This is a genomic window from Pseudomonas arcuscaelestis (assembly GCF_016881005.1).
Taxonomy (GTDB): Bacteria; Pseudomonadota; Gammaproteobacteria; order Pseudomonadales; family Pseudomonadaceae; genus Aquipseudomonas; species Aquipseudomonas arcuscaelestis.
The window spans coordinates 1-26,731 of sequence record NZ_JACOPV010000014.1; the positions used below are offsets into that span (position 1 = coordinate 1).

Consider the following 26,731-nt stretch of genomic DNA (forward strand, 5'->3'; position numbering starts at 1 on the left):
TCGTAGCGTCTGCCGTTGAAATAGCATCACCATGATGGTGACGCGCTCCTCGGTACTCAGGTGACTGTATTGGGTAGACATGACAACACCTTACATCAGGTGTTGCACTTGCTCCTTGAGGCCGCCCCCTCGATATCGGTAAGTTTTAGCGCAAGCAGTTGCGTGCGAACACCATCCAGTTGAAGGCCGATCTTCCTGTTTTCGTCCAGCCACTGCTGACGAATTTCACCTAGCAACAAATACTCGTCAAGCGCGCTCAAGTATCCCTGTACCTGCGTGGTACGCTGGGTTGCTTCCCTTTGTTCATCGCCAAGCTGCTTGATTTGCTCTGCCCATTCCCGGCGCTGATCTTGAAGCTGCGAATAGTGCATTCCTTTCTGAACACCATCGGCAAGTTTACCAACGACCTCCAGCACTTTCTCGATGGCACCGAGTGCCGCAGCAGGTGTTGCACCGTTGCTGACTAACTCTTTGACCTGATCGACCGTCGGTAATTTCCCCTCAAACAATGAATCCAGTCCGTTGGATTCAAATGCTTCAATTGCACCTTCCAACTCGCGGAGATCGTGCTGTTTGCTATTTAGCCTGGCTGCGTAGGCTTGTACTTCAGTGGTAGCTTTCTCCAGTGCTGCCTTATAATCGTTTATCTCGCGACTCGCATCATAAACAGGGAGGCTGCCGATCGATCTGGCTCCATCGACCACGCCTTTGAGCAACGTTTCAAGTTTGTTGCCTGCATCACGCGCGGACGTATTAAGCGCATTCACGTAGAATTCTTTCTCTTCAGGATCATCAGTACTTTCAAGCCTGACGATCAGCTTCGCTAAACCTTGAGCATCAACAGTTACCCGAAGCGCTGAGGCGTTTGCTGAAAAACCGTCAACGTGCTGTTTAATCCCTTTGCTGTGGCGCTCCATCGACTCATGCAATAAAGAGAGAAAACCCACAGTATTTTCCTGCCAAAGTCGAGTGTAGGCAGGTGCTGCTGCCAGAATTTTTCCCATATCAGGGTGTTTCAGATCGGCATTGAGTGGCACGAGGTTATCATTCATAAAAATATCCTTATTTTTTTGATATAGCATCAGCAAATACAGTATTCATACGCACAGCGTGGACCTCAATACTGCCCCACTGACCAATAAAACCTTCAAAATTAAAAGAAAATGCAAAAAGCTGCTGATCGGTTTCTATTCTTTTTAGAATATCAATCGAAGTATCGATATAGGAACCAATCAAACCCCATGCCGTGTGCAAATGTTCGGATGAAGTCATTACATCGCCTAATCGAGCCTCTAACTGCCCCATTTGCGTATGCAAGTGTTCAAGAAGTCCCTCGAGTCGAATTTCAGCTTTCAGGCGATCGCTTATTTCACCACGATCGCTTTGACGCTTGTTACGTTCCTTGCGTACTTTCTCTGCTTTCGAACCATAGATCGAACCCGTAATTACAGCGCCCAGGGGTCCGGCGGCGACTCCAGCAATGGCCGCTTTAACATATTGGTCATACTCATTGCCAAGCCGTACAATTTCCTTATCGAGAGCATCCAACTCATTCCGTAGATATTCGACTTCATCGCTGGACTGACGACGCTGCACAGCTTGAATTTTTTGCATGACCAACGGTGCAAGGGTTAGTAACGCTACGTCACGAAAGTTTTTTGTCTGCGCCTGGACCTTTCCGACACTTTCAGCAAATTTCGTTACGTCTTTTCGCAGGATGTCCATGAACTCCACCAAGGTCTCAACCTTGATCTTATCACTCGGACTAAGTTTCACCCCCTCGTGGAATTCGATGGACTCCCATTTATCTTTGCTGTGACCCGCATCGATGCGTTTATCGATAAAGTTCAGTATGAATTTCCCCCCACTGTTGATGCTATTAGCAGTGGAAGCCAACTGAGCGCCCAGGTTTTTACTGACATCCGACAGGTCGATCCAGCTACGTCCGTGCTCCTGCAATTTCAGATTCAAGTCGAGCATACTGTCCGGCATTAAGCCGGATTCACTGATCGTGTCGTATCCCAACCAATCAATCACGGTATCACTGGTGCTAGGCAGGCTGAACACATGGTTGGCATACTGGCTAAGGGTCTCAATATGCTCGCGGGTGAGCACAAGCCCGCCGTTATCAGGGCCATCACGCCCTTCCATCCCCTGAATGAGATTGCCTGGCAAGCGCTGAGCAAGGTCCTGGTTTTCGTTTGAGCTGTCTGTTGCAATGTCCATATTTGCATCCTTGGTGATAGGCCAAACCGGCCAGGGAGCAACCTATTACGCAACTGACACTGCCGAGCAGAGGGCAGATTTTCCTAAAACGCCGATACCGGCCCGAAAGAATGGATTGTCGATGAAGATCAACAGAAAGCTGCTCGTCCTTGGCCTGCCACTTTTGCTGGCAGCGTGCACACAAACACCCGGCAAGCATGACAACCTGGTGCTCGAGAAAGCCAGCCAATGCCCCGTGCATCTGGAGACCAACCAGACGCTCACGCTCACCCTGCCCAGCAACCCCAGCACCGGCTATCGCTGGCTGGTACAGAATCCAGCTACAGGAATATTGAGAAGCCTGGGGCCCGAGGTTTACAGTCACCCGGAAGACGCCGGGGTCGTGGGTAGCGCCGGGCAATCGCTATGGCGCTTTCAGGCTCAAGCCACGGGAGAGGGTCATTTGATACTGGTCTATCAGCAACCCTGGGCGCCTGAAGTACGCCCGGCGCAGACCTTTGACTGTGCAATCAGCGTGAAGTAAAGGCACTGGTCAGCCAAGTCATGCATCTGACTGCAAGTTTGGCTAAAATGCCCGCCTTTTACTGCCCAATACCTGGATTGTCCTCGTGAGCAAAGAACCTGACCGTCTATTCGCCCAGCCGCTTGGCCAGGTACCCGACTTCGCCTTCAACGAAGACGTGGTGCGAGTGTTCCCGGACATGATCAAGCGCTCAGTGCCGGGTTACCCGACCATTGTCGAGAACCTTGGGGTGTTGGCTGCACAATTCGCTCAGCCGAACACAGCCCTGTATGACCTGGGCAGCTCGCTGGGCGCCGTGACCCAGGCGCTGCGTCGGCATGTCCGTAGCGACGGCTGCCGGGTTATCGCGATAGACAACTCCGCCGCTATGGTTGAGCGCTGCCGCCAATACCTCACTGCCCAAGACTCGATGTTCCAGGAGCTGTTGCCGGTAGAAGTAATCGAGGGTGACATTCTCGCGCTCAAGTTCCAGCCCGCTTCGGTGGTGGCAATGAACTTCACCTTGCAGTTCATTGCACCTGAACAGCGCCTGGAACTACTGGCTCGTATCCGCGCCTCACTGCTACCTGGTGGCGCACTGATTCTTTCCGAGAAGCTGCGCTTTGACGATACCCAAGAGCACGCCTTGCTCACCGACCTGCATGTTGCATTCAAGCGCGCCAATGGCTACAGCGAACTGGAAATAGCCCAGAAACGCAGCGCCATTGAGAACGTGATGAAGCCCGACAGCCTTGAAGAACATCGCCAGCGCCTGCTGGCGGCCGGTTTCTCCAAGGTAGTGCCTTGGTTCCAATGCCTTAATTTTGCCTCGTTGATTGCCCTGCCATGATTGATCTATCCCCGTTGGTTCGCCGTTTGGCGGGCACCCCTCTCGCACAATGGTCGCAAGGCCTGCAAGCACAGTTGGACGCCAAGATGGACAAGGGCCATGGCGACCTGGAGCGCTGGCAGAATGCCCTGGATGCGCTTCCGGCGTTGCAGCCAAGCACAGTGGACTTGCTCAACGGTCTGAACCTGGATTGCGAGTGCGACCAGGACACTCGCGATCGTATGCGCCAGGCCCTTATGGGGTTATCGCCCTGGCGCAAAGGGCCATTTGACCTGTTCGGTGTACATGTAGACACCGAGTGGCGTTCGGACTGGAAATGGTCGCGCGTTGCTCCGCATCTGGATCTCAAGGGCAAACGAATTCTGGATGTCGGCTGCGGCAATGGTTATTACCAGTGGCGCATGCTCGGTGCCGGCGCCGACAGTGTGATTGGCGTCGACCCCAACTGGCTGTTCTTCTGCCAGTTCCAGGCCGTGCAGCGGTACCTGCCTGACCTTCCTGCCTGGCATTTGCCTTTCGCTCTGGAAGATCTGCCAGCCAATCTGGAAGGTTTCGACACGGTATTTTCCATGGGTGTTTTCTATCACCGCCGCTCCCCCATCGAACACCTGTTGGCACTGAAGGATTGCCTGGTAAAAGGCGGCGAACTGGTACTGGAAACGCTGGTGATCGAAGGCGATGAGAATCAGGTCCTGGTGCCCGAAGACCGCTACGCGCAAATGCGCAATGTCTGGTTTTTACCTTCGGTACCCGCCCTGGAACGCTGGTTGCGCCGCGCCGGCTTCAGCGATGTACGCTGCGTGGATGTGAGCGTCACCAGCGTTGAAGAACAGCGCAGTACCGAGTGGATGCGTTATCAGTCGCTCAGCGACTTCCTCGACCCAGCCGACCACGGCCGTACTGTTGAAGGCCTGCCCGCGCCGCGTCGCGCAGTGCTGGTGGCGCGTAAGTAAAAAAAGGCGCCCACAAGGGCGCCTAATATTCACCTTTTTTCCAAAGGAGCTGGGGAGCTTCGAAGGTGAATGGAGCTACTCTTTGACCACTTGCTGCTGAGCGTTTTCGCGCTGCTTCGCAGCGGATTTGGCGATCGCCTGATCCTTGTCGCCGTGAATCTGCTCCTGACTCAGACGGAATTTTTCCCAGAACTGTTTCGAGCGTTCTGCGCCGCCTTCGGCCAGTGCGGCGCCACTGCCCAGGGCCAGAACAGCCATCAGCGCATACTTGATCAGGCTCATGTTGCTCACCTCGTGATTGAATTTCAGTACGGTTCAATCTTACGAAAGGCAAGCTAACAGCAAGGTGAGGCGCAAATTACAGTGTTGAAAGAAACCACCCCGGTGGCGCCCCTCTGCAACCACAGTAAAACGTCGAAAATTACAATTCTGTAATTCAGCCGAAATCCAGCAAAAGATGGCTTAGTATCCGCCGCTCGATGCCCGCCCGCTCTTGACCCTACAGCTACTTCAGGGTTGAAACTCATCACCTTTCTCAACATCGAGTCATTTCATGCGTTTATTGATTATCGAGGACGAGCTTCGCACCGCCGATTACTTGCAACAGGGATTAAGTGAAAACGGCTATATCGTCGATTGCGCCTATACCGGAGCCGACGGTTTGCACATGGCCCGCCAGCACGCCTACGACCTGATCATCCTCGACGTTAACCTGCCTGTGCTCGATGGTTGGACAGTGCTGAAGCACCTTCGCACCGACTCCAGTACCCGCATCATGATGCTGACGGCACATGGTCGCCTGTCTGATCGCGTCAAAGGCCTGGACCTGGGGGCCGACGACTATTTACTCAAACCATTCGAGTTCCCCGAACTGCTCGCACGTATTCGCAGCCTGTTGCGACGTAACGATCAGAGCCTGCAACCCAGCACCTTGAAAGTCGCCGACCTGGAACTCGATCCGGGCCGCCATCGCGCGTACCGCGGCGGGCAGCGTATCGATCTGACGGCCAAAGAGTTTGCGCTGTTGCATTTACTGATGCGTCAAAGCGGCGAGGTGCTATCTCGCACACAGATCATCTCTTTGGTCTGGGACATGAATTTCGATTGCGACACCAATGTCGTCGAAGTCTCGATTCGCCGCTTGCGAGCCAAGATCGACGATCCCTTCGAGGACAAACTGATCCATACCCTGCGAGGCGTCGGCTATGTACTCGAGGCGCGCGAATGAAGCCAGCCAGGTTGTCCCTGCGCCTGGGCATGAGTGTCAGCCTGATGGGCGCCGCGTTGGTGCTGCTGTTGGCCTGCCTGGCTGTGCTCGCCCTGGACCACGAACTGGACAGTCGGGCACGCAAAAGCCTGACCGCGAAAATGACCCAGATAGAGCACGGCCTGAGCATCGACCTGAAGTCCGGCGACCTGCAAACCTCGGCCCATCCACTGCTGGATGTAGTGATGGGGCATGACAACTTGAGCCTGAGCGTGATCGCCCTGACCGGTCGCCACTCGGCCTTGCTTAGCCTGGGGCCGGGGCTGGATGCCGAAGCGCTGATGCAGATTCCTATACATCCCCATCTGAACTTCAACCAATGGCGTGACAGCAATGACAATCATTTGCTGACAGCCTCGCGGCTGATGCGCCTCAATGACGGGACGCTAGTGCATGTGCTGTTGACGGTCAATTTGGCCGACGACCACAACCTATTGCTGGCCTATTTGCGCTCGACACTGTTTGCCCTGCCGTTACTGGTACTCCTGATTGGCTTTGGTGCCTGGGTGGTGGTGCAGCGAGGTCTTGTTCCGCTTCGTCGCTTCCGCCAGATCGCCGAACAAGTGTCGGCTCAGCAGTTGGCATTACGCCTACCAGTGAAGGACTTGCCCCATGAACTCAGCGAATTGGCCAGCACCATGAACATCATGCTCGATCGCCTGGATGGCGGCGTGCAGCAGCTTTCCCAGTTCTCGGACGATCTGGCTCATGAACTGCGTACCCCCATCGGTAACCTCCTGGGCAAGGCTCAGGTGACCTTGGCCCGTGAGCGCCCTATCGAGCAATACAAGGACGTACTGGAAGCCAGCATTGAAGAACTGACCCGTCTGAACCGCATCATCAATGACATGCTGTTTCTCGCCCACGTCAGCCAGCCTGACAGTCAAATTCCGCTAAAAGCGGTCAGCCTGGCCGATGAAGCCAAGCGCGTCAGTGAGTTGTTCGAGTTCAGTAGTGAACAAAAAGATATCAGCCTGCAGGTGCATGGCTGGGGCACCATCATGGCTGATCGGCTGATGGTGCAACGGGCACTTTCGAACGTGTTGAGCAACGCCATCCGCCATAGCCCACAGGGGCAACAGGTTGAAATTGGGATTGAGCGACACGGTGACGAAGTATACATGTGGGTCGAAAACCGCGGGTCTGGCATCGAGCAGGCGCATCTGCCACATTTATTCGAGCGCTTTTACCGCGTCGGCTCCGGACGTTCTCGCCTTGAGGGTGGCACCGGGTTGGGCCTGGCGATCGTGAAGTCGATCATGCACGCGCATGGGGGCCGGGTTGAGGTGAGCAGTGAACTCAATGGTATGACTCGATTCAGCCTGATTTTTCCGGGTGCGCAAGCAGGTTGAAATGCTGCCCCGGTGTAAACCGGCTTGCTGCGTAATCTGGCGCAAGCGGCAGCCAATCCAGCGTACTCGATGTATCAGGCATATCCGACACCGAACGGCTCGCGGGTGTCGGTATGCTTTCACAGGTCAGCAAACTGGCCGCCTTTACATCCGCTGTGCACTATCAGTGGCGGCTAGCTGCCATGATCAGCGCTTTCATCTCCGCGACTGCAGACTTGAAACCAACGAACAGCGCATGTGCGACCAGCGCATGACCAATGTTCAACTCGTTGATACCCTTGATCGCAGCAACGGCTTCAACGTTATGGTAATGCAAACCATGGCCGGCGTTGACGATCAGGCCCTGGCCCAAGCCAAAAGCCACGCCATCGGCGACGCGCTTGAGCTCCTCGGCAACTTCAGTCGGGGTTTGGGCATCGGCATAGCGACCGGTGTGCAATTCGATGGCAGGCGCGCCTACACGGCGCGAGGCCTCAATCTGACGCTCATCGGCGTCGATGAACAGCGAGACCTCCGAGCCCATGCGCGACAGGCGCTCTACTGCCGCCTTGATCCTTGCTTCCTGACCCGCCACGTCCAGGCCACCCTCGGTGGTCAACTCCTGACGAGTTTCTGGTACCAGGCAGATGTGTGCAGGACGGATGCGCTCAGCGAATACCATCATTTCTTCGGTGACGCCCATTTCGAAGTTCATGCGCGTCTGCAGCACGTCCTTGAGCACCAATACGTCGCGCTCCTGAATATGCCGACGGTCTTCGCGCAAGTGCACGGTGATGCCGTCTGCACCTGCCTCTTCGGCGTCCAGCGCGGCCTTGACCGGATCGGGATAGCGCGTCCCACGCGCCTGGCGCAGGGTCGCCACGTGGTCGATGTTCACGCCGAGGAGCATGCGGTTGCTTTGAGTCACGAAGAGGCTCTCCTGATGATTTAGCCTGACAGCATACGACGTGCTCAGCGCTTGCGAAACAGTTCCCGACTGACCAGCGGCTTTGCGCCCAAATGTACGGCCAGGGCCTGGCGCATCAAACGCTTGGCGGCGCTCAAGGCGCCGGGAACATGCCAGGCAGCTTCGGCCATGGCGATAAGCTCCTCGCCCCGGAATAAACCTGGTTGCAGCAGGTATACCCGTTCAAGCCCCGCGTCCACCTGCAGACGGTACAAACCATCAATAACCAATGGCTCACCATTGACGTCCTGATCCAGGGCGAAGGCATAACCCAACTCATCCAGCAGGCGCCATTCGAAAGCGCGCAGCAGAGGTTCCAGCGGACGCCCGGCAGCCAGCGCTGGCAGAGTTGCGGCATAATGCTCGAACAAGGCAGGGTGCGGGTCTTCGGCCGGTAGCAGGCGAATCAACAATTCGTTGAGATACAGACCGCTGAACAAGGCATCGCCACTGAGCCAGGCGGCCACGCCGACACTGTCCAGGCGGCCGACAGTCTTCAACTCACCGCGTCCACGAAACTCGACCTCGAGCGGTACGAACGGCCGGGCCTGACTGCCAGCCTTACCTCGGGCACGACGAAGTACTGCACGCAGACGCCCTTGCGGAGTGAGAAAGTCCACCAGCGCACTGGTCTCTCGGTAGGCTCGGCTATGCAGTACGTAGGCCGGTTGGCCGTCTGGCAGTTCCATGCGTACGCTTCAGGAAGAATGTGACCCGACAGCGGCTGCTACCGGGTCTGATGCGATCAAAGGTCGCCGTAGCCCAGCGAACGCAGGGCGCGCTCGTCATCGGACCATCCGCCTTTGACCTTGACCCAGAGGTTGAGCATGACTTTGGCGTCGAACAACACTTCCATGTCCTTGCGCGCCTCGGAGCCGATGCGCTTGATACGCTCACCCTTGTCGCCAATGATGATCTTTTTCTGGCCATCGCGCTCGACCAGGATCAGTGCATGGATGTGCAGGATCTTGCCCTGTTGCTTGAACTCTTCGATTTCCACCGTGATCTGGTACGGCAGTTCGGCGCCCAACTGGCGCATGATTTTTTCACGTACCAGTTCAGCAGCAAGGAAGCGACTGCTGCGGTCAGTGATCTGATCTTCCGGAAAGAAGTGATCATTTTCCGGCAGGTGTTTGGCGATCAAGCCTTCCAACGCTTCAAGATTATGGCCTTGCTGCGCGGAAATCGGCACGATTTCGGCGTTCGGCAGTTGTTCCTGCAGCCATTGCAAGTGAGGAATCAATTCGGCCTTTTCTTCGATCCGGTCGGTCTTGTTGATCGCCAGGATCACCGGGCCCTGCACATATTGAACGCGTTCGAGGACCAGCTGGTCCTCGTCGGTCCATTTGGTACGGTCGACGACAAAAATCACCACATCGACATCCTTCAAGGCTGCCGATGCAGTTTTATTCATGTAGCGGTTGAGCGCCTTTTCGTTGCTCTTGTGCATACCAGGGGTATCGACGTAGATCGCCTGGATATCACCTTCGGTCTTGATTCCCAGCATGTTGTGCCGAGTGGTCTGGGGCTTGCGCGAGGTGATCGCCAGTTTCTGACCAAGGATGTGGTTGAGTAGTGTCGACTTGCCAACGTTTGGACGGCCAACAATAGCGACATAGCCGCAGCGGGTGGTGTTTGTATCAGTCATTGCCATTCTCCACGCCCAGGGCGATCAGTGCTGCGGCGGCCGCCACTTGTTCGGCAATACGCCGACTCACACCTTGCCCACGGCTTTTTTCTGTCAAAAGGGTCACTTCGCATTCGACGAAAAACGTCCGGCAATGAGGCTCACCTTGAATATCTACCACTTCGTATCGCGGCAGTTCACAGGCCCGCGACTGCAAGAATTCCTGCAGACGGGTTTTCGGGTCCTTGTTGGTATCGACCAGGGTCAGGCTCTCGAACTCACCGGTCAGCCAGGCCAGAACGCGCTCGCGGGCGGTCTGCATGTCCGAATCCAGGTAGATTGCACCGATCAACGCCTCAAGGGCATCAGCCAGGATCGATTCGCGGCGAAACCCTCCGCTTTTCAGTTCACCGGAGCCCAGCCGCAGGTACTCACCCAGGTCAAAACCCCGAGCCAGAACAGCCAGGGTTTCACCCTTGACCAATCGCGCTCGCAAGCGCGACAACTGGCCTTCACGCGCCTGGGGGAAGCGCTCGAACAGCGCCTCACCCGCGACGAAGTTCAGGATCGCATCGCCGAGAAACTCGAGGCGTTCATTGTTGCGCCCGGCAAAACTGCGGTGCGTCAGGGCCAGCAGCATCAGCTCCTGGTTCTTGAAGGTGTAACCGAGCTGGCGCTCGAGGCGGCTCAAAGGAACGCTCACAGTGTACCCACGCGCAGTTCGTGGTCGATATTCAACGCTTTGTTCAAATCAACATCCTGAAAGACTATTTGGCTCATGCCTACTGGCTCGTTTGGTACGGGAAGACAACAAATCCCCATGCACACAGCCTATGCCAGAAATGCATTCGGCGCTGTCTAAGGACAGCGCCGTTGTGGTGTTACTTGATCAGACCTACTCGCGAAAGATTCGGGAAGTGGCTGAGTTTTGGCTCTGGCCAGCTCATCCAGACCGCGAAGGCCTTGCCGACGATGTTCTGATCCGGGACCATGCCATGCAGCGCCTTGGGAATATTGGGATCATCCCAGTAGCGGCTGTCGTTGGAGTTGTCGCGGTTGTCGCCCATCATGAAGTAGTGGCCGGCCGGGACTGTCCACTGCTGATCAGGCGGCATGCGGTAGCGGCTCATTTCCTTGCGGATCAGGTGCTCGGCCTCGCCTAGCTTTTCCTTGTACAGCTCAGCGCTGCCCAAGGTGCCTGGCTCGGTCCCTACCAATCGTTCGGCAATTGGCTGACCATTGACGAACAGCTTCTTGTCGCTGGTGTAGCGGATCTGATCACCCGGCAAGCCAACTACACGCTTGATGTAGTTGACGTTCGGATCGCTCGGATAGCGAAACACCATTACATCGCCACGCTGCGGGTCACCCACCTCGATGACCTTCTTGTCGATCACTGGCAGACGAATCCCATAGGAGAACTTGTTCACCAGGATGAAATCGCCCACTTCCAGGGTCGGCTTCATCGATCCCGAAGGGATCTGAAAAGGCTCGACCAGGAACGAACGCAGCACCAGGACGATGAACAGAACCGGGAAGAACGACTTGCCGTACTCAACCAGCAACGGTTCCTTGTTCAATTGCTCGACCACTGCCATTTCTGGCTGGCTGACGCTGCCCTGATAGTTGGCGATCGCCGAACGCCGGCGCGGAGCCAGGAACAGCAGATCGACCAGGGCCAACAGACCGCAGACGGCAACGGCGATGACTAGCAACAGCGGGAAATTTAGCGACATAGGACCTAATTATTCCAACCTGAGCACGGCGAGGAAGGCTTCTTGTGGGATTTCCACGTTGCCGACCTGTTTCATGCGTTTCTTACCGGCCTTCTGCTTTTCCAACAGCTTGCGCTTACGGCTTACGTCACCACCGTAGCATTTGGCCAGCACGTTCTTTCTGAGCGCCTTGACAGTGGTTCGCGCCACAATCTGCCCGCCAATGGCGGCCTGGATTGCCACGTCGAACATCTGCCGAGGAATCAGTTCCTTCATCTTCTCTGTCAATGCGCGGCCCTTGTAGTGCGCATTGTCGCGGTGCACGATCAAGGCGAGGGCATCTACCTTGTCACCGTTGATCAGTACATCGAGCTTGACCAGGTTGGCCGACTGGTAGCGGTCGAAATGGTAGTCCAGCGAAGCATAGCCGCGGCTGGTGGATTTCAAACGGTCGAAGAAGTCCAATACCACTTCGTTCATCGGCAGGTCATAGCGAACTTGCACCTGCGAGCCGAGGAACTGCATGTCGCGCTGCACGCCCCGCTTCTCGATACACAGGGTAATGACGTTGCCCAGGTGCTCTTGAGGCACAAGGATAGTGGCGGCTACGATCGGCTCACGGAAATCCTCTACCGAAGACACATCCGGCAGCTTCGACGGGTTATCGACATAAATGGTTTCGCCGGTCTTGAGTTTGACCTCGAAAATTACGCTCGGCGCAGTGGTGATCAGATCCAGGTCGTACTCGCGCTCCAGGCGCTCCTGGATGATTTCCATGTGCAGCATGCCGAGGAACCCGCAACGGAAACCGAAGCCCAGTGCATCGGAGCTTTCAGGCAGGTATTGCAGCGACGAGTCGTTCAGGGTCAGCTTTTGCAGCGCATCACGGAAATCTTCGAAATCTTCGGAGCTGACCGGGAACAGGCCGGCATAGACCTGAGGCTGGATACGTTTGAACCCTGGCAGCACTTCAACATCGGGCGTAGAACTCAAGGTCAGGGTGTCACCTACTGGCGCCCCTCCAATGTCCTTGATGCTCGCGATGATAAAGCCTACTTCACCTGCCTTGAGGTCAGCGGTGGCGGTATGCTTCGGATTGAACACACCTACGCTGTCGACCAGGTGTACCTTGCCGGTGGACTTGACCAGGATCTTGTCGCCTTTTTTCACGCGACCCTGACGTACACGCACGAGGGAAACAACGCCCAGGTAGTTGTCGAACCAGGAGTCGATGATCAGCGCCTGCAGCGGTGCTTCGATATCACCGGTAGGCGCGGGAATGGTTTGCACCAGTCGCTCAAGCACCTCGTCCACACCCATGCCGCTCTTGGCACTGCAGGCCACGGCGTCGGTAGCGTCAATGCCGATGATCTTCTCGATCTCGTCTTTGACCTTGTCCGGGTCAGCCTGCGGCAGGTCCATCTTGTTCAGCACCGGCATGACCTCAAGGCCCTGCTCGATGGCGGTGTAGCAGTTGGCAACCGATTGGGCTTCAACCCCCTGGCCGGCGTCGACGACCAGCAACGCGCCTTCGCACGCAGCCAGGGAACGGCTGACTTCATAGGTGAAGTCGACGTGGCCTGGGGTGTCAATGAAGTTCAGCTGATAGGTTTTGCCGTCCCGCGCCTTGTAATGCAGGGTAACGCTGTGGGCCTTGATGGTAATACCGCGCTCACGCTCCAGGTCCATGGAATCGAGTACCTGGGCCTCCATTTCACGCGCGGACAAACCACCGCACATTTGGATGAAACGGTCGGCCAGCGTCGACTTGCCATGGTCAATGTGGGCGATGATGGAGAAATTGCGGATATGACTCAAATCACTCACGGGTCAACACTCAATAAGGCTGCGGGCCGGACGCCCACCGAAAAATAGCCGGGAATTGTACCTGAAGCTGAAAGGTTATGGGAGATTCCATATCGCCTAATCGCGGGGCAAGCTCGCGCCCCACGGCTCGGTGGCAAACCGGCGCAAGCGGGTTTGCCCGACGAGAAATACCCAGCCAAACAAAAAAGGGCGGCCTAAGCCGCCCTCTTCCACTCAACCCGGCTTACTCAGCCAGCTTGAAGGTGATGAAGCTTGCCCGACCTTGACGCAGTACGCGCATGGACACAGAACGGTTCTTAGGCAGTTCCTTGGCAATTTCAGTGAACTGCTTGGCCGAAAGGATCGCCTGGTTGTTCAAGTGACTGATGACGTCACCCGGACGCAGGCCAATCATGGCCGCTGGACCATCCTGAACTTCCTTGATGACAACGCCACCTTTGAGTTCCAGGGTTTTCTTTTGCTCAGCGGTCAGATCGGCCACCGAAACACCGAGACGATTGCTGCTGCGCTCAACGCCACCGTTGGCACTGGCAGTAATGTCGGCATCATCTTCAGGCAGCGCGCCCACAGTGATATCCAGGCTTTGACGTTTGCCGTTGCGAATAATGTCGAGCTTGGCCTTGGCACCATCTTTCAGGCTGCCAACCAGGTGTGGCAAGTCTGCCGACATGACGATCGGCTGACCGTTCATGCTCAGGATCACGTCACCGACCTGTAGCCCACCCTTGGCTGCCGGACCATCTTCCAGAACCTGGGCAACCAGGGCGCCAGCGGGTTTGTCCAGGCCGAAGGACTCAGCCAGGTCTTTGTTGACCTCCTGGATCACCACACCAAGCCAGCCGCGGCTGACCTTGCCGTCTTTCTTCAACTGGTTGGATACATCAATTGCCACATCGATAGGAATGGCGAACGACAGGCCCATGAAACCACCCGAGCGGGTGAATATCTGCGAGTTGATACCCACCACCTCACCGTTCATGTTGAACAGCGGGCCACCGGAGTTACCCGGATTGATCGCCACGTCGGTCTGGATGAACGGCACATACGTGTCGTTAGGCAAGGTACGTCCCTTGGCACTGACGATGCCCTTGGTCACCGAATGATCGAAACCGAAAGGCGAGCCGATAGCCAGTACCCACTCCCCCACCTTGAGCTTCTCGGAGTCACCCAGCTTGACGGTTGGCAGGTTTTTCCCTTCAACTTTGAGCAATGCCACGTCGGTGCGGGGGTCAGTGCCAACCAGCTTGGCTTGCAGCTCGCTGCGATCGGAAAGACGGACGATGATTTCGTCGGCGTCGGCTACCACATGGTTATTGGTCAGCACGTAACCGTCGTTGGAAATAATGAAGCCAGAACCCAGCGACTGCGCTTCACGCTGGCGATCACCACGCGGGGAGCGCGGCTGCTGCGGCATGTTACGCTCGAAAAATTCGCGGAACATCGGCGGCAGGCCTTCGATGTCCGGCATCTGGCCAGCCGCGTACTTGCGATCCGGCAGTTTTTGTTTGGTACTGATGTTGACCACCGCAGGCGAGGCCTGCTCCACCAGGGTCGTGAAGTCCGGAAGGGCTTCGGCCTGGGCAGCGGTGGCCACCTGACCGAGCATCAGCACGGCGGCGAACAACGATAGGTAGGTTTTCAAGCGTGGTATTGACATACGGCTCCCGTCACATCGAGCGTGGTTAGCAGTAGGGCCCTGCAGAAGCAGGAAAGGCCAGACCCCGAAAGGCCTGACCTATAGATAAATTCTGAGTTTTTTGCAAACTGCAAAGCTTGCCAATCATGTCAGCCAAGCAATCCTCGCCCGGTCAGCAGTGCACTTGCTGTTCATTTTTTTGCCTGGGTGTCCTGAGGTCGCATCGACAAGGCGATACGCTCGGCGGTGCCGATCGGAATTTCGCCCACGACGGTTACCATCATCTCACCGGCAGGTGTAGTCAAGCGGCGCGATACCGCCACGGTAGGACCCAACTGGGTACGGATATCCGCTGCAGAGCCGCCATTCAAGGCCTCGACAAAAACCGAGAAGCGCGTCAGACCATCATCGAACATCATGCTGCTCACAGCGCCCTTGCCTTCAGGATCTTTACGCTGGGCACTGTCGATGAGTTCAAAGCCTGGCGGCAACCAATCCCAGCGCCATCCCGCGGCAGGTTGTACGGCCTGCGCAGCGACCTGCGCTACAGGCTTGCACTGTTCGCCCGCCTTGAGTTCGTCATCGGTCGGGGCGTTCCGAGTGTCCAGTCGGGTAAATTGGAAGCGCTCAAGCAAACGCCCCTTGTCATCAAGCATCAATGACTTGAGCGGCAGCCCGGTTTGTTTGTCCAGGTGCAACTCAAATCCATACCGATGCTGATCACGGGGCGTTAGCGAGACAATGACCGCCTCACGTCCCGCTACTCGAGACTTGCCAGAGACCCCAAGGTCGTACCAGCTCATCAGTTTGAGAGGGTCAAGCACTCGCGCCGTTGACTCCGGTGCATTGGCAACACCTGACACCAGGGAGCCGCTTACGCACTTGGTATGCCCATCGACACGCACGACTTCCTGGGCCGAGCCATCGAGCTGAAGCAGCCGCTCGCTGACCTTGCCGTCCTGGACGCGATGCCAGATGTCGTGGGTGGAGAAGCTGCCGTTTCGCTCGTAAACGAAAGTACCCTGATAGCTCTGCTGTTGCTCTGCCTGCGCCAGCTTTTTCAGCCAGTCGCCCGCCTCCGGGGAGGAGTTCGCCGCATGGGCCGGCAGAATCAGCCAGCCACCCAGCAACAGCGGTATGAGAGGTAGCGCGCGCATGATCCTCCTTACTTAACGGTTTTCCAGGCTGGCAGCGCGAGCATACGGCAGAGCGCTCTCGGTACCCTTCAGGGCTGCTTCCTGAGCATGCTGACGCAGATAGCCGGGCAGACGCTGGTCATGCCAGCCGGATTGCCCTTGCAGCACGCCATTGGCCATAGGGCCTGGCTGTTCTGCACTTTCACTATAGCCTGCCAGCACGGCGGGGCCTTGAACTTGTGGCGCGATCAGGCCTTGCTGAGCGGGTTGCTGGGCAGCCAACTGAGCACCGTTGATGTCATCCTGGTTATACAGGCGCACACCTGCCAGCACTGCGACGGTCACCGAGGCGGCTACAGCCAGGCGAGTCAGACTGCGCCAAGGGCCGCGATTGACCTTGACCGGCACATCTTCATCAGCCAGCGCAGCCGAAACGGCGGCGGCAATATCCAGCTGTGGCAGCACCAGTTCCTTGTGCATTGCCGCACGAGCTACCTGGTAACGCGACCAAGTGGCACGGGTTTCAGCATCGTCGACGGCGTTCAACACCCGACGTAACTCAAGTTCATCCGCTTCGTTATCCATCACCGCGGACAGCGATTCCTGCAAAGCTTCACGACTCATGGCGGTTCCTCTCTTGGCTGTCGCCGCTGTCTCAGGTTTCCTGCAACAAGGGCTGCAGGGCTTTGTCTATGGCCTCCCGAGCGCGGAAAATTCGAGAGCGCACGGTACCCACCGGACACTGCATGACGCTGGCAATGTCCTCGTAACTCAGACCATCAAATTCACGTAAAGTTAACGCCGTACGTAAATCTTCTGGCAGTTGCTGAATGGTCCGATGGACGGTGCCTTCGATCTCATCTCGCAACAACGCACGCTCGGGGGACTCCAGATCCTTGAGGCCATGATCGCCGTCGTAAAATTCCGCATCCTCGGAACTCACATCGCTGTCCGGTGGACGCCTACCGCGTGACACCAGATAGTTCTTTGCCGTGTTGATGGCAATGCGGTACAGCCAGGTATAAAAAGCACTGTCCCCGCGAAAATTTCCAAGCGCCCGGTAAGCCTTGATGAAGGCTTCCTGCGCCACATCCTGGGCTTCATGGGTGTCGTGTACAAAACGCACGATCAACCCGAGAATCTTGTGCTGATACTTCAGCACCAACAGATCAAACGCTCGCCTGTCGCCACGCTGCACGCGCTCGACAAGCTGCTGATCCTCTTCCTGGGTTAGCATGAACACTCCTCAATGAACTTGAGGGAGCGTTGCGAGAAGCATCGTTCAGGCTTGCAACCATAGACTCGGGCTTTTCGCAAAAGTTCTCCCCTCCAAGCAAGTTTCCTGCGGCCCTTGGTCGGCCCGCACGAAAAACGCCGCACGGACACGGCCGGCTGCGTCGATAATCGGGTTTCGAATACGCCAACAGTACCTTAATTATGGGCTACTGCCATGCGTCGCCACGGCATTGTGGTGTGCGGACAACCTTCTATGGATATCCACACAACGTGGAAAGTTCCCACAAAAAGCTGCCAGCTCCTAGCAAGCGCCATTGGAAATCTGGGCACCGGGGCTGATATAAAGACAGCCGATCCAGATTAACGATAGTTTCACAATGCCATAAGCGCCTGACTATTGTGCCGATCCCCCCCTTCAGATACTAGTGTCCTGACATGAGCCAACAACTCCAACATGATGTCCTCGTGATCGGCAGCGGCGCCGCCGGTCTGAGCCTAGCGCTGAACCTTCCCGGGCACCTGCGCGTTGCCGTGCTGAGCAAGGGCGATCTCGCCAACGGCTCGACCTTCTGGGCCCAAGGCGGGGTCGCCGCGGTACTGGACGACACCGACACGATCCAGTCCCACGTCGAAGATACCCTCAATGCCGGTGGTGGCTTGTGCCACGAAGATGCCGTGCGCTTCACTGTCGAGCACAGCCGCGAAGCGATCCAGTGGCTGATTGACCAAGGCGTACCGTTCACCCGCGACGAACACGCCAGCGTTGACGATGGTGGTTTCGAGTTCCACCTGACCCGCGAAGGCGGCCACAGCCACCGGCGCATCATTCACGCCGCCGATGCCACCGGCGCTGCGATTTTCACCACGCTGCTGGCCCAGGCAAAGCAAAGACCCAACATCGAACTGCTGGAGCAGCGAGTAGCGGTTGACCTGATCACCGAGCGACGCCTTGGCCAGGACGGTGATCGTTGCCTGGGTGCCTATGTATTGAATCGCAACACCGGGGAGGTCGATACATTTGGTGCACGCTTCACGGTGCTCGCGACCGGCGGTGCCGCCAAGGTCTACCTGTACACCAGCAACCCGGACGGAGCCTGTGGCGACGGTATCGCCATGGCCTGGCGCGCGGGTTGCCGGGTGGCAAACCTTGAGTTCAATCAGTTTCACCCTACCTGCCTTTATCACCCCCAGGCCAAGAGCTTCCTGGTGACCGAAGCCCTTCGCGGTGAAGGGGCGCTGTTGCGGCTGCCCAATGGCGAGCGCTTCATGCCCCGCTTCGACCCCCGCGAAGAGCTGGCGCCACGCGATATCGTCGCTCGCGCCATCGACCACGAAATGAAGCGCCTGGGTGTGGATTGCGTCTACCTCGACATCAGTCACAAACCCGAAGACTTCATCAAGAGCCACTTCCCTACTGTTTACGAGCGCTGCCTGACCTTCGGCATCGATATCACCCGCCAACCAATCCCCGTGGTACCTGCTGCCCACTACACCTGTGGCGGCGTGATGGTGGACGATCGCGGCCATACCGATGTCCCCGGTCTCTACGCCATCGGCGAAACCAGCTTCACCGGGCTGCATGGCGCCAATCGCATGGCCAGCAACTCGCTGCTCGAGTGTTTCGTCTATGGGCGTGCCGCTGCCAATGACATCGAATCGCACCTGGAGCAGGTGAACATGCCTCGGCAACTGCCGGGCTGGGACGCCAGCCAGGTTACCGATTCGGATGAGGACGTGATCATCGCGCACAACTGGGACGAGCTACGGCGCTTCATGTGGGACTACGTGGGAATTGTGCGAACCAGCAAGCGCTTGCAACGTGCAGAACACCGAGTGCGACTGCTGCTCGACGAAATCGACGAGTTCTATAGCAACTACCGAGTAAGCAGAGACCTGATTGAACTGAGGAACCTGGCCCAGGTCGCGGAGCTGATGATTCGGTCAGCCATGGGACGCAAGGAATCTCGGGGTCTGCACTACACGCTGGACTATCCAGAGATGCTGCCAGAGGCAAAGGATACGATCCTTACACCCGACAAATGAGGCACGTTAGGAAGCCTCAGCGTAGCACGGTAAGGCCCCGGTTTGTAACAGCTTTGGCGCATCTTTGTCCCATCGCTGGGGTCCTTATCGCCTGCCTGCGAGGGTCCTTAACGCGCCCACAGGCACCCATGCGAGGGCATACGGGGGAGCCTGCGCGGGAAGTCTTGTAATGGTGACCTTTCAGATTTTTCTGTCAGATTCTCAAGAGGGTCGGCGAGACCACAACCAGAACCCCAGTTGAACGGCCAGACAGACCCAGTAGAGGGCCTGTAGGTGGTCCATGGGGTTCTCCTTGAGGGTTTAGAGTGACTTGTGGAAGCGAACGTCTTTGAGTTCGTGTTGCAGGGCTACCTCAAGGAGGCGCTCATAGGTATGCGGCCAACTCCCTTGAGATTGGTCATTAGAAGCGCCTGATTGAAGCAAGGCATAGCATAGCGCCGCATGTGGTGTCAGAGACTCGACAGGCACCTTAGTGACTACCCGCTTGCCCTTATAGGTGTAGCACAGCGTGACACTCATCGCGGGACCTTTTTGTGGGCAACTTAGCTATTGAGCATAGCCCGTCACGCTTCGTTTGAGGAAGTATCAATTAACGACCTCAGCGGGCCTTGAGGCGCCTTGCAGCGGTCCTGATGTCCCTCATTGCGATTCGATAATTGTCCTTCTCTCGTTCGAGCAGGTGAACCACAGCAGCCTGTACCGATACACGTTCAAACCCTGAGCCCTCCAGTTCAAGCCAGCGGCCCATGATTAGGTCTGACAGCTCCCATGAATATCGAGACAGCAGAACGAAGGTTCGACGCTTATCAAGGATGGTCAACGGCTGGGTCTTGCCCCGGCCATCAGTGTATTGGGTGCTGATAATCTGGCAGCTCAAATCTGAGCCACGAGATTCCAGCGCTTTAGCCATCTTGGAGATGTCGCGCAGGACGTTCTTGTGAGTCTTCCCGGTGATCTCTGCGATCTCCAGCGAGGTCATTGCCGGTAGGCCGTTGAGGGTCGTTTGGGATACTGATCCAGCCTTGGAGATGCTTTCGAGGGTGATGGTGTTGGTCATGTTCATTGTCGATTTCCTTTTGTTCGCCCTCTGAGTCGCACCCACGGACCAGCCCACAGACCCCGACAAGGGTGCTGGCGTGGCCTCAAAGGGCGAACAGAAGAACTGTGGATTGAATGCCCGTGCGTGGGCAGATAGGTCGGTCCAGATTTGGACCCACGTCCCCTGCCGGTCCCTCTTTAGGTCCGGCCTTACGGGGCTACTACTGGATTACTCGGTGGTCAGCTTCACGTTAGTGACCAGCGGGAACGCCACAGGGACGGTCTGAAGGCCAGAATCGTCGATCTTCACCTTGACCATGCCATTGGCGATGATGTCCACCACAGCCATGATCTCGATGTCCCAGCCTTGGGCGTTCGGGTTGCGGGTCGCTTCGATACGCCAGATGTTGCCATCTTGGCGCTCACGGTAGCTCAGCGAGGTGAACAGCTTGGGCAACATGAAGATGCCATGGTCGGTGCCAGTGTAAGGCTGCACGCCTGCGCCGATGAGGTCCTCAATAGAGTCCTGACCAGCACGTTGAGCGGCACGCTCCAGCACGGCCACCAGAGACACTGGCAGCAGGACCACGAAGTCACTCAGCGAGGTGCCCACAGTCTGGTTAATGTGGGTCGTCAGGAGGTCAATGAGGTCCTCAGCGATCTCGACAGGCTTGCCAGTGGGCTTGGCCTCAGAGACGCTCTCGGTGCTTGGGGCCGTCGCCAAGATGGCAGCGACCTTACCGGCTGCACTCAGCTCGATGTCACGAAGCATCTTGTCAGCGGTCTGCTCCATGGACTGGACAGTGAAACCCGCCATTAGATTGTGGTCGAGGATGGTGGCGCGGTGGCTGATGACCAATGCCGTGTCGGTTGCCTCGGTGAAGATGATCGACCCTGCCAGCACCTCACCCTTCTCGACAGTCTGGTTGTCCCAGTTCTTGCGAGGATCGAAGGTGACGGAGCGGTCAGCCATGGTGATGATTTGTTGCCCAGTCGCCTCAGAGCCAGCCGGACGGAACTCACAAGGGGTTCTCTCCATGGCTTCCTCTCGCCACTCATCGCCGTTTAGATAGTCCTCAGCGGCCTCCACAAGGGCTTCCACATAGACGGACACATCGGTGGCCGCTTGGGTTTCTGGACGGACATCGGCAGTGTTGAATCGAATCGACCCGGTGTGCTCATCGACGATGGCGGTGGAGTAGGTCGAAGGTTTGGTGTACTGAAATGGCTTAGTCATGGCTGTTGTCTCCTGAATAATTGAATGAAGTGGTGTCGGGACTGGCGTGATTACCAGCCACCGCTATTGGCACGGGAGGCTGCTCGGACACGGGCGCTATGCTCACGAATGGCAGCGGCTCGGGCCTCTCGATCATGCTTCGCTTGGGCGATCTCTCGGGGCGTATGCTCACGGCAGCGCTCAGCATGGGCGTCAGCCTCAGCTTGCTTACGGGCCTTCTCTTGGGCCTTCTGGTACTGGTCTTGGCGGTACTCTCGGGCGACATCGGGAATCGCCTGGAGTGACAGACCAGCCTCATCGAAGGTCTTAACGATCTCGAATTGACGGCCCTTCACGGTGCCGCACTGGGCGACCAGCATGGGCAGCATGATGTTCTCGACGTACTCACGGGTCTGGGTTTGGCCGCAAATGGTCACTTCGTTCTTCAGGACTTTGGTGATGGTGATTTGCATGGGATGGGTCTCCTGTATACGACCCATTCGCTCAGCCTTGGCGCCATAGACGCGCACGACAAGACGGCAAGGAGAGAGCCGCGTGGGCGCCTTCCAAGGCTGACGAATGAGTTCTTGATTTGAGTGGTGTTGATGACGGATCAGGACATGGCGGGCCTGAAGGGCATCGGGTAGATCAACCGTGGCGACGGCTGTTGTGCGAGGACGGAGGGAAATTAATTTTGTTGGTGGCCTTCCTGTCTTGGCCATAGTGAGGGTTTTTAACGACAGCTTGACGGACGCCTTCAAGTTATGAGTGAGATCCCCTCTGAGCCACCCAATGGAATCCTCAAGTGGGTCGAGGCGATAGCTTGTAGACACAACCCTTGTTCAAGTAGCTGGTTCAAACGGTCGAGCGTCTTGGCGGGGCACTTAGCGAGGACCCGTTGGGCCAGACCATCCATGTTGAAAGTGACCCGTCCTTCCTTATAGGTCCTGAAGTTTGAACGGTGGTCATTGAGGATTCGACGTAACTCGATGAGCTGAATTCGAGCAGGTCGAGGGAAGACCAAGGACAATGTGCTTATGTCCTGATCGGAGAGTCGTGAGTTAGCTGGACAGATGATGCTGGTCATGGTGAGAGGTCTCCTTCGAGTTGATCTAAATGATGTCCTTTCGATGAATGAAAGATGAGGGGTGTAATTGCTATTACCCCTCCCCTCTGGACTGGTCGATGAGCTGGTCGATTCCGTTGGCCGCTTGGGTCTCGTTGAGTTTTCTTTTAAGTATGCGGCATTTATTCAGGCAGCCTCAGCGCCCAGCGTTCTCAGGTCGTGGTGCAGCTTGGCGAGAACTTCAGGACTTGGCGGTTCGCCTGGGTCTTCCCACTCGTTGACGCGGCTGGTCTTCAGGAAGCCATAGCGCATCTCATGGGTCAGCTCATCGGGGCGACTCTTGAGCAGGTACGGCATTGCCAGTTCAATTGCCTTCACATACCGCTGCGCTTGTCGGAGACCCAGCCGGTACTGAGCCATAACGTTGGCCGCTGAGACGACTTCGAGTTCAGCAAGGATGGCAACAAGTCGCTTCACGGACAGAGGTTTGGACGAGCCACCAGAGCCGATTGGGCGGTCATGCCAGTCAAGCCTTGCGATGCCCTCAAGGATGTCCATTGCGAAGTGGGGATATTGACCGTAGTCGGTGGTCGGCCCGATGAAGCCATAGAATAAGTTGGCGATGATCTTGGTGGGCCGGCCCCGGCCACGCTTGGGAACGGAGAGTGCAGCGGTGGTGATCGCCTCGTGCTGGGCTGGGTCGTAGCTGGTCATGTTTGTGGTCCTCCTGTGGCCGCTGCGGGAGTGCAGCCATAGTGAGGGGTTTTGCGACATCGCCACCCATGATGCCCACGGCAATCGGGTCACTCGACTCAGCAGCGTTGTACTGGCCGGTCTTGCGGATGGTCGGGAGGACTTCCTCGAAGACCCACTTGCGGAAGGGCTCAGTGGCCTCGGAGTGGCCCCGAAGGAGCATCTTGTAGAGGGTCGGCTCGGAGAACATCAGAGCGCCCTCCTTGAGCTTGCGGCCAATCGAATCGCACGGAGGACAGGTAGTAAAATTTACTATCTGACCCTGAATCGACCCCAGTGTGATGAACCCACCAGCAGCGTGCCGAGACTTTGCGAAGTCCTTGGCGGACTGGGATGGATAGGTGAGACCAGCGGCACGGGCTACCTGAGTCGCCATGAACAGAAGCTCGTATTCAGGGTGGCCCACGAGGACATCCAGCTCGATGCCCATGAAATTGCGCTTTTCAAATCAGAAGAAAATTTTATAGAGGCCGAACAAACCGAGCGCAACGAATATGTAGAATACGATCTGTACACCTTTCTTGGTGACTTTCTTATTGATGACTCCCAGCTCATCGAAAAAGTGAGAGACGAAAGTATTGGAATCAATATCCATTTGATCGCCGGTTTCCCAGAAAGCCGCAATAGCCTCTCCATGCTTAATACGTGCAAGATTGGCAGTCCGCTCATTACTGTCATCCAATTGAATCTGATCTTGGATGAAGCACTGCCATGCCATGATGCGAGCCGTCTTTTCACCAAGCGAAGTAATTCGGTCAACTACCAAAGCTCGCTGGTGCAACTCACTGTTTACCTTTTGGATTCCATAAAGATCAAGGTTTCTCATAGCGCCTCCATTCGAAACCTTGATGATATCACTTGGCTATCGAGAAGGCTTTCCCCAAAGCGTCAGCCATCCGCCCCACCTCCACGGCACTCCCCGCCCCATAAACGTCATAGCTGATCGACCCCGAAGCGTGCCCCAAGATGGACTCAGCGGTGCCTACAGGAATCTCAGCGGCCTTCAAGGCACCAGCCAGAGAGTGCCGTAGCGAATGGAAGGTTTGCGTCCGGTCAGCCTTCACGCCCAAGACATCACGGATCAGACCATTGAGCAGCTCGGAGAATCGCCCAGCGCCCAAGCTGAACAACCGAGAGTCAGCCCCTTGGACAAACTCAAGGAAAGCCTTCAGGTCGAAGCCGTAGGCGCCATCGGTCAACGGGATGACACGAAGCGCATTCTTGGTCTTGGCTGTTTTGCCATCGTTCCTATTGATGTCGATGACCCAAACATCCCCGATCTGCTTAACATCGGCCTTCGTTAGCTGCCTGAGTTCCTCGATACGAGTCCCAGCGATGACCCCAAGGGACAACGCCCAGCGCTGCCATGCGTCCACTGGCAGGGCCTTAGCGTAAGCCATAAGTGCCTTCACCTGATCCTGAGAGAACGCCTTACGGGAGCTTTCAGCGCCCTTGGTTGGCTTCAGACCCTCAGTGAGCGCCTTGGTGAGATAGTCATTATTCACTGCCCACTTCATCACAGTAGATAGCCGGGTCAGAATCTTCTTCACGGTAGAGGCAGTGCGGCCCTCAAGGAGCTTTGCCCTGAGGTTCTTCATGTCCTCCCGTGTGTGGTTCTTCATGTCCAAGTCACCGAGGATTTCGGAGATGGTCTTACAATCAGACGTTGTGTCTCGTACGGTTTTGGCCCCCGCATATTCCTTGTGCTCATCCATGTACAACGCAGAGAGGGCCTTGAAGGTCAACGGCTCAGACGGTAATACAGATAGGGACGGAGACAGGGCCACTGGCGTGCCACAAGATTCACCCTTGAGGTCCCTAACGATCTCGACCAGCTTTCCCGGCCTCCCCTTCAGTCGCTCCTGAGCGGCTTCGATGATCTCCAGCGCCTTACCTACTGCCCTTTGCTGATTAACGCTCAGGGGCAGCTTCGCGCTTGCCTCACGGAGAGCCTCATGGTGCTCGTCATGGATCATCTCGTAGGCGACCAGCGAGCTATCGCCGTGGGCCATCGTCAGGCATGACTCAGCGATCTCAATGAGACGCTCACGGAGTTCCTCCCAAGTGGCCGCTGGGTTATCGAAGTGGTACGCCTTGAGGGTCGAGAGGATTTCCTGCGAGATCGTCATAGCGGTGGCCTTGTCGGTGGTCCTGAGTGACAGCGTGAAGAAGCCTGTAGTGGTGCCTTGAGGGCGAAGGCGAAGGTAATAGCGACCAGACCGGCGATAGTGGTATGGCTTGGCGAGGGCAGTTTGTAACAGGTTTGTCCCAGTTTGGGAGCGTGGATTGATGGTCATCGGCTGAAACCCCTGTATCCATTGGGTTTAGCCTCATCACGTCGAGTTCTACAGCAACTACAAGGTAAGCCGTGACCTTATCGAGCTGCGCAACCTGGCCCAGGTGGCCGAGTTGATGATTCGCTGCGCCATGCAGCGCAAGGAAAGCCGAGGTCTGCATTACACCCTGGACTACCCAGGCATGCTTGACGAAGCACGCGACACTATTCTGCAGCCACCCACCTACGGCGACTGAACTTCAGGCGCACGCGCAGGCGCCGGTGTTGCACCGGCTCCAGCGCGTCATAGGTAATGCACAGCCCCTGGCTCCAGCGCTGACCCGAAGGGCGATAGCGCAGCACAATCAAACCCGGTAGCGCCAGGCTATCGGGACGTAACTGCACTTTTTGCCAACCTTGGGCTCGGTTGAACAGGTGCCAGCCGTCACGGTCGCAGCGCAATCCGCTGACTGATTGAGGGTGACTTAGCAAGATTCGTCGGGGAATGGTCCATCCGGCGTGCAACAGGCACACGACGCTACCGCCAACTCTTTGCCACCACGGAATTTCCAGCAGGCTCAACCCAAGCAAAGCCAGCAGCAGGCTGATCAGGTAGGCCGCCAGCAGGCTTTTCGAGCCTTGCCAGCGACCCTCGAAGCGTTCACTTGGGCTGGACACGATCCAGGATGATGCGAACCATACGCTGCAGTTCTGGATCCTCGGACTCGCTGCGCTCCATGAACCAGCCGAACATGTCCTGGTCTTCACAACTGAGCAGGCGCTTGTACAAGTCACGATCTTCCTGGCTCAAAGTCGGGTAAACCTCGGCACTGAAAGGCACCAGCAATACGTCCAGCTCGAGCATGCCGCGCCGGCTGTGCCAAAAGAGCCGATTGAGTTCAGTTTGTTCGACCATGGAGCCCTCCTAAAATAGGCCGCCAGTATACAGAGCCAGCAGCCGGGAAACACGAGACGTTGGTCCGGACATGTGAGCAAATAATCATCGAGGCGTACCCTCAACTACCTATTTTGCCAACAGCGCTCTATCATGGCCCTCAGTCTTACTA

The 26,731-nt window shown here is 56.7% G+C and carries 27 protein-coding genes and 2 pseudogenes; 7 read left to right on the forward strand and 22 right to left on the reverse strand.

Going from position 1 to position 26,731, the window contains the following annotated elements; genetic code table 11:
* Positions 1-95 precede the first annotated feature (95 nt).
* On the reverse strand, positions 96-1,052 hold the full coding sequence (locus tag H8F21_RS20800) for an alpha-xenorhabdolysin family binary toxin subunit B (protein WP_203585231.1): 957 nt from the start codon (positions 1,050-1,052) through the stop codon (positions 96-98).
* Between the two features lie 10 nt (positions 1,053-1,062).
* The gene (locus H8F21_RS20805) at positions 1,063-2,226 is read right to left on the reverse strand and encodes an alpha-xenorhabdolysin family binary toxin subunit A (protein WP_203585232.1); all 1,164 of its coding nucleotides are present in this window, start codon (positions 2,224-2,226) and stop codon (positions 1,063-1,065) included.
* Between the two features lie 121 nt (positions 2,227-2,347).
* On the opposite strand from H8F21_RS20805, the gene H8F21_RS20810 reads away from it, so the two are divergent.
* From H8F21_RS20810 to cmoB, 3 genes are all read left to right on the forward strand, one after another.
* Positions 2,348-2,749 carry a protease inhibitor I42 family protein gene (locus H8F21_RS20810; protein WP_203543511.1) on the forward strand — a complete coding sequence of 134 codons (402 nt, stop codon included), beginning with the start codon at positions 2,348-2,350 and terminating at the stop codon, positions 2,747-2,749.
* A gap of 85 nt (positions 2,750-2,834) precedes the next feature.
* Positions 2,835-3,578: a carboxy-S-adenosyl-L-methionine synthase CmoA gene (gene cmoA / locus H8F21_RS20815; protein WP_203477882.1), complete on the forward strand. Its 744-nt coding sequence runs from the start codon at positions 2,835-2,837 to the stop codon at positions 3,576-3,578.
* Complete coding sequence (gene cmoB, locus H8F21_RS20820; protein WP_203585233.1) at positions 3,575-4,531, forward strand: tRNA 5-methoxyuridine(34)/uridine 5-oxyacetic acid(34) synthase CmoB; 957 nt, start codon at positions 3,575-3,577, stop codon at positions 4,529-4,531. Before cmoA ends, cmoB begins: the two co-directional genes overlap by 4 nt.
* Positions 4,532-4,606: 75 nt before the next feature.
* On the opposite strand, the gene H8F21_RS20825 is transcribed toward cmoB, so the two are convergent.
* Entirely contained in the window at positions 4,607-4,813 is a 207-nt protein-coding gene (locus H8F21_RS20825) for a hypothetical protein (RefSeq protein ID WP_203477888.1), read from the reverse strand.
* Between the two features lie 271 nt (positions 4,814-5,084).
* Between H8F21_RS20825 and H8F21_RS20830 the strand changes: the two genes are divergently transcribed.
* Both H8F21_RS20830 and H8F21_RS20835 read left to right on the forward strand, forming a co-directional pair.
* A complete protein-coding gene (locus tag H8F21_RS20830) occupies positions 5,085-5,759 on the forward strand; it encodes a heavy metal response regulator transcription factor (protein WP_203477890.1) in 675 nt (224 codons plus the stop codon).
* Positions 5,756-7,150 carry a heavy metal sensor histidine kinase gene (locus H8F21_RS20835; protein WP_203543512.1) on the forward strand — a complete coding sequence of 465 codons (1,395 nt, stop codon included), beginning with the start codon at positions 5,756-5,758 and terminating at the stop codon, positions 7,148-7,150. Before H8F21_RS20830 ends, H8F21_RS20835 begins: the two co-directional genes overlap by 4 nt.
* A gap of 163 nt (positions 7,151-7,313) precedes the next feature.
* Here the strand turns inward: H8F21_RS20835 and pdxJ are convergent, their stop codons facing one another.
* The 10 genes from pdxJ to rpoE form a co-directional block, all read right to left on the reverse strand.
* Positions 7,314-8,039, reverse strand: coding sequence for a pyridoxine 5'-phosphate synthase (gene pdxJ / locus H8F21_RS20840; protein ID WP_211201945.1), 726 nt, complete (start codon positions 8,037-8,039; stop codon positions 7,314-7,316).
* A 62-nt stretch (positions 8,040-8,101) separates the two neighbouring features.
* Positions 8,102-8,785 carry a DNA repair protein RecO gene (gene recO / locus H8F21_RS20845; RefSeq protein ID WP_203585234.1) on the reverse strand — a complete coding sequence of 228 codons (684 nt, stop codon included), beginning with the start codon at positions 8,783-8,785 and terminating at the stop codon, positions 8,102-8,104.
* A gap of 56 nt (positions 8,786-8,841) precedes the next feature.
* The gene (era, locus tag H8F21_RS20850) at positions 8,842-9,744 is read right to left on the reverse strand and encodes a GTPase Era (protein WP_038607646.1); all 903 of its coding nucleotides are present in this window, start codon (positions 9,742-9,744) and stop codon (positions 8,842-8,844) included.
* Positions 9,737-10,426 carry a ribonuclease III gene (rnc, locus tag H8F21_RS20855; RefSeq protein ID WP_136474828.1) on the reverse strand — a complete coding sequence of 230 codons (690 nt, stop codon included), beginning with the start codon at positions 10,424-10,426 and terminating at the stop codon, positions 9,737-9,739. The genes era and rnc overlap by 8 nt, the downstream gene beginning before the upstream one ends.
* Positions 10,427-10,604: 178 nt before the next feature.
* Complete coding sequence (gene lepB / locus H8F21_RS20860) at positions 10,605-11,459, reverse strand: signal peptidase I (protein ID WP_203477899.1); 855 nt, start codon at positions 11,457-11,459, stop codon at positions 10,605-10,607.
* A gap of 9 nt (positions 11,460-11,468) precedes the next feature.
* The gene (gene lepA / locus H8F21_RS20865) at positions 11,469-13,265 is read right to left on the reverse strand and encodes a translation elongation factor 4 (protein ID WP_203477902.1); all 1,797 of its coding nucleotides are present in this window, start codon (positions 13,263-13,265) and stop codon (positions 11,469-11,471) included.
* Between the two features lie 223 nt (positions 13,266-13,488).
* The gene (locus H8F21_RS20870; RefSeq protein ID WP_413243046.1) at positions 13,489-14,871 is read right to left on the reverse strand and encodes a DegQ family serine endoprotease; all 1,383 of its coding nucleotides are present in this window, start codon (positions 14,869-14,871) and stop codon (positions 13,489-13,491) included.
* Between the two features lie 221 nt (positions 14,872-15,092).
* Positions 15,093-16,058, reverse strand: a complete 966-nt coding sequence (locus tag H8F21_RS20875) for a MucB/RseB C-terminal domain-containing protein (protein WP_203543514.1) — start codon at positions 16,056-16,058, stop codon at positions 15,093-15,095.
* 12 nt (positions 16,059-16,070) lie between these two features.
* Positions 16,071-16,661, reverse strand: coding sequence for an RseA family anti-sigma factor (locus H8F21_RS20880; RefSeq protein WP_203477913.1), 591 nt, complete (start codon positions 16,659-16,661; stop codon positions 16,071-16,073).
* Between the two features lie 31 nt (positions 16,662-16,692).
* Positions 16,693-17,274: an RNA polymerase sigma factor RpoE gene (gene rpoE / locus H8F21_RS20885; RefSeq protein ID WP_010220971.1), complete on the reverse strand. Its 582-nt coding sequence runs from the start codon at positions 17,272-17,274 to the stop codon at positions 16,693-16,695.
* A gap of 434 nt (positions 17,275-17,708) precedes the next feature.
* Here rpoE and nadB point away from each other — a divergent pair, with 434 nt between their 5' ends.
* Positions 17,709-19,316: an L-aspartate oxidase gene (gene nadB / locus H8F21_RS20890; RefSeq protein ID WP_203585236.1), complete on the forward strand. Its 1,608-nt coding sequence runs from the start codon at positions 17,709-17,711 to the stop codon at positions 19,314-19,316.
* Positions 19,317-19,914: 598 nt separating this feature from the next.
* Here nadB and H8F21_RS20895 read toward each other — a convergent pair.
* From H8F21_RS20895 to H8F21_RS20925, 7 genes and pseudogenes are all read right to left on the reverse strand, one after another.
* Positions 19,915-20,379 (reverse strand): Rha family transcriptional regulator, encoded by a 465-nt coding sequence (locus tag H8F21_RS20895; RefSeq protein ID WP_102083274.1) that lies wholly within the window; start codon positions 20,377-20,379, stop codon positions 19,915-19,917.
* A gap of 204 nt (positions 20,380-20,583) precedes the next feature.
* Positions 20,584-21,591 (reverse strand): hypothetical protein, encoded by a 1,008-nt coding sequence (locus H8F21_RS20900; protein ID WP_182329033.1) that lies wholly within the window; start codon positions 21,589-21,591, stop codon positions 20,584-20,586.
* Between the two features lie 50 nt (positions 21,592-21,641).
* On the reverse strand, positions 21,642-22,043 hold the full coding sequence (locus H8F21_RS20905; RefSeq protein WP_102083276.1) for a DUF6971 family protein: 402 nt from the start codon (positions 22,041-22,043) through the stop codon (positions 21,642-21,644).
* Between the two features lie 779 nt (positions 22,044-22,822).
* A complete protein-coding gene (locus tag H8F21_RS29690; RefSeq protein WP_236043148.1) occupies positions 22,823-23,350 on the reverse strand; it encodes a hypothetical protein in 528 nt (175 codons plus the stop codon).
* Between the two features lie 193 nt (positions 23,351-23,543).
* Positions 23,544-23,819 (reverse strand): annotated as a pseudogene (locus H8F21_RS30110) (hypothetical protein); the annotation flags it as partial.
* A gap of 18 nt (positions 23,820-23,837) precedes the next feature.
* The gene (locus tag H8F21_RS30115) at positions 23,838-24,215 is read right to left on the reverse strand and encodes a hypothetical protein (protein ID WP_182329031.1); all 378 of its coding nucleotides are present in this window, start codon (positions 24,213-24,215) and stop codon (positions 23,838-23,840) included.
* Between the two features lie 28 nt (positions 24,216-24,243).
* Complete coding sequence (locus tag H8F21_RS20925; RefSeq protein ID WP_182329030.1) at positions 24,244-25,686, reverse strand: tyrosine-type recombinase/integrase; 1,443 nt, start codon at positions 25,684-25,686, stop codon at positions 24,244-24,246.
* 43 nt (positions 25,687-25,729) lie between these two features.
* On the opposite strand from H8F21_RS20925, the pseudogene H8F21_RS20930 reads away from it, so the two are divergent.
* Positions 25,730-25,921, forward strand: a pseudogene (locus H8F21_RS20930) (L-aspartate oxidase); the annotation flags it as partial.
* Here H8F21_RS20930 and H8F21_RS20935 read toward each other — a convergent pair.
* The gene (locus H8F21_RS20935; protein WP_203585238.1) at positions 25,890-26,342 is read right to left on the reverse strand and encodes a protein YgfX; all 453 of its coding nucleotides are present in this window, start codon (positions 26,340-26,342) and stop codon (positions 25,890-25,892) included. The pseudogene H8F21_RS20930 and the gene H8F21_RS20935 sit on opposite strands and share 32 nt — an antisense overlap.
* Positions 26,326-26,580: an FAD assembly factor SdhE gene (locus tag H8F21_RS20940; RefSeq protein ID WP_136474820.1), complete on the reverse strand. Its 255-nt coding sequence runs from the start codon at positions 26,578-26,580 to the stop codon at positions 26,326-26,328. Before H8F21_RS20940 ends, H8F21_RS20935 begins: the two co-directional genes overlap by 17 nt.
* Between the last annotated feature and the right edge of the window lie 151 nt (positions 26,581-26,731).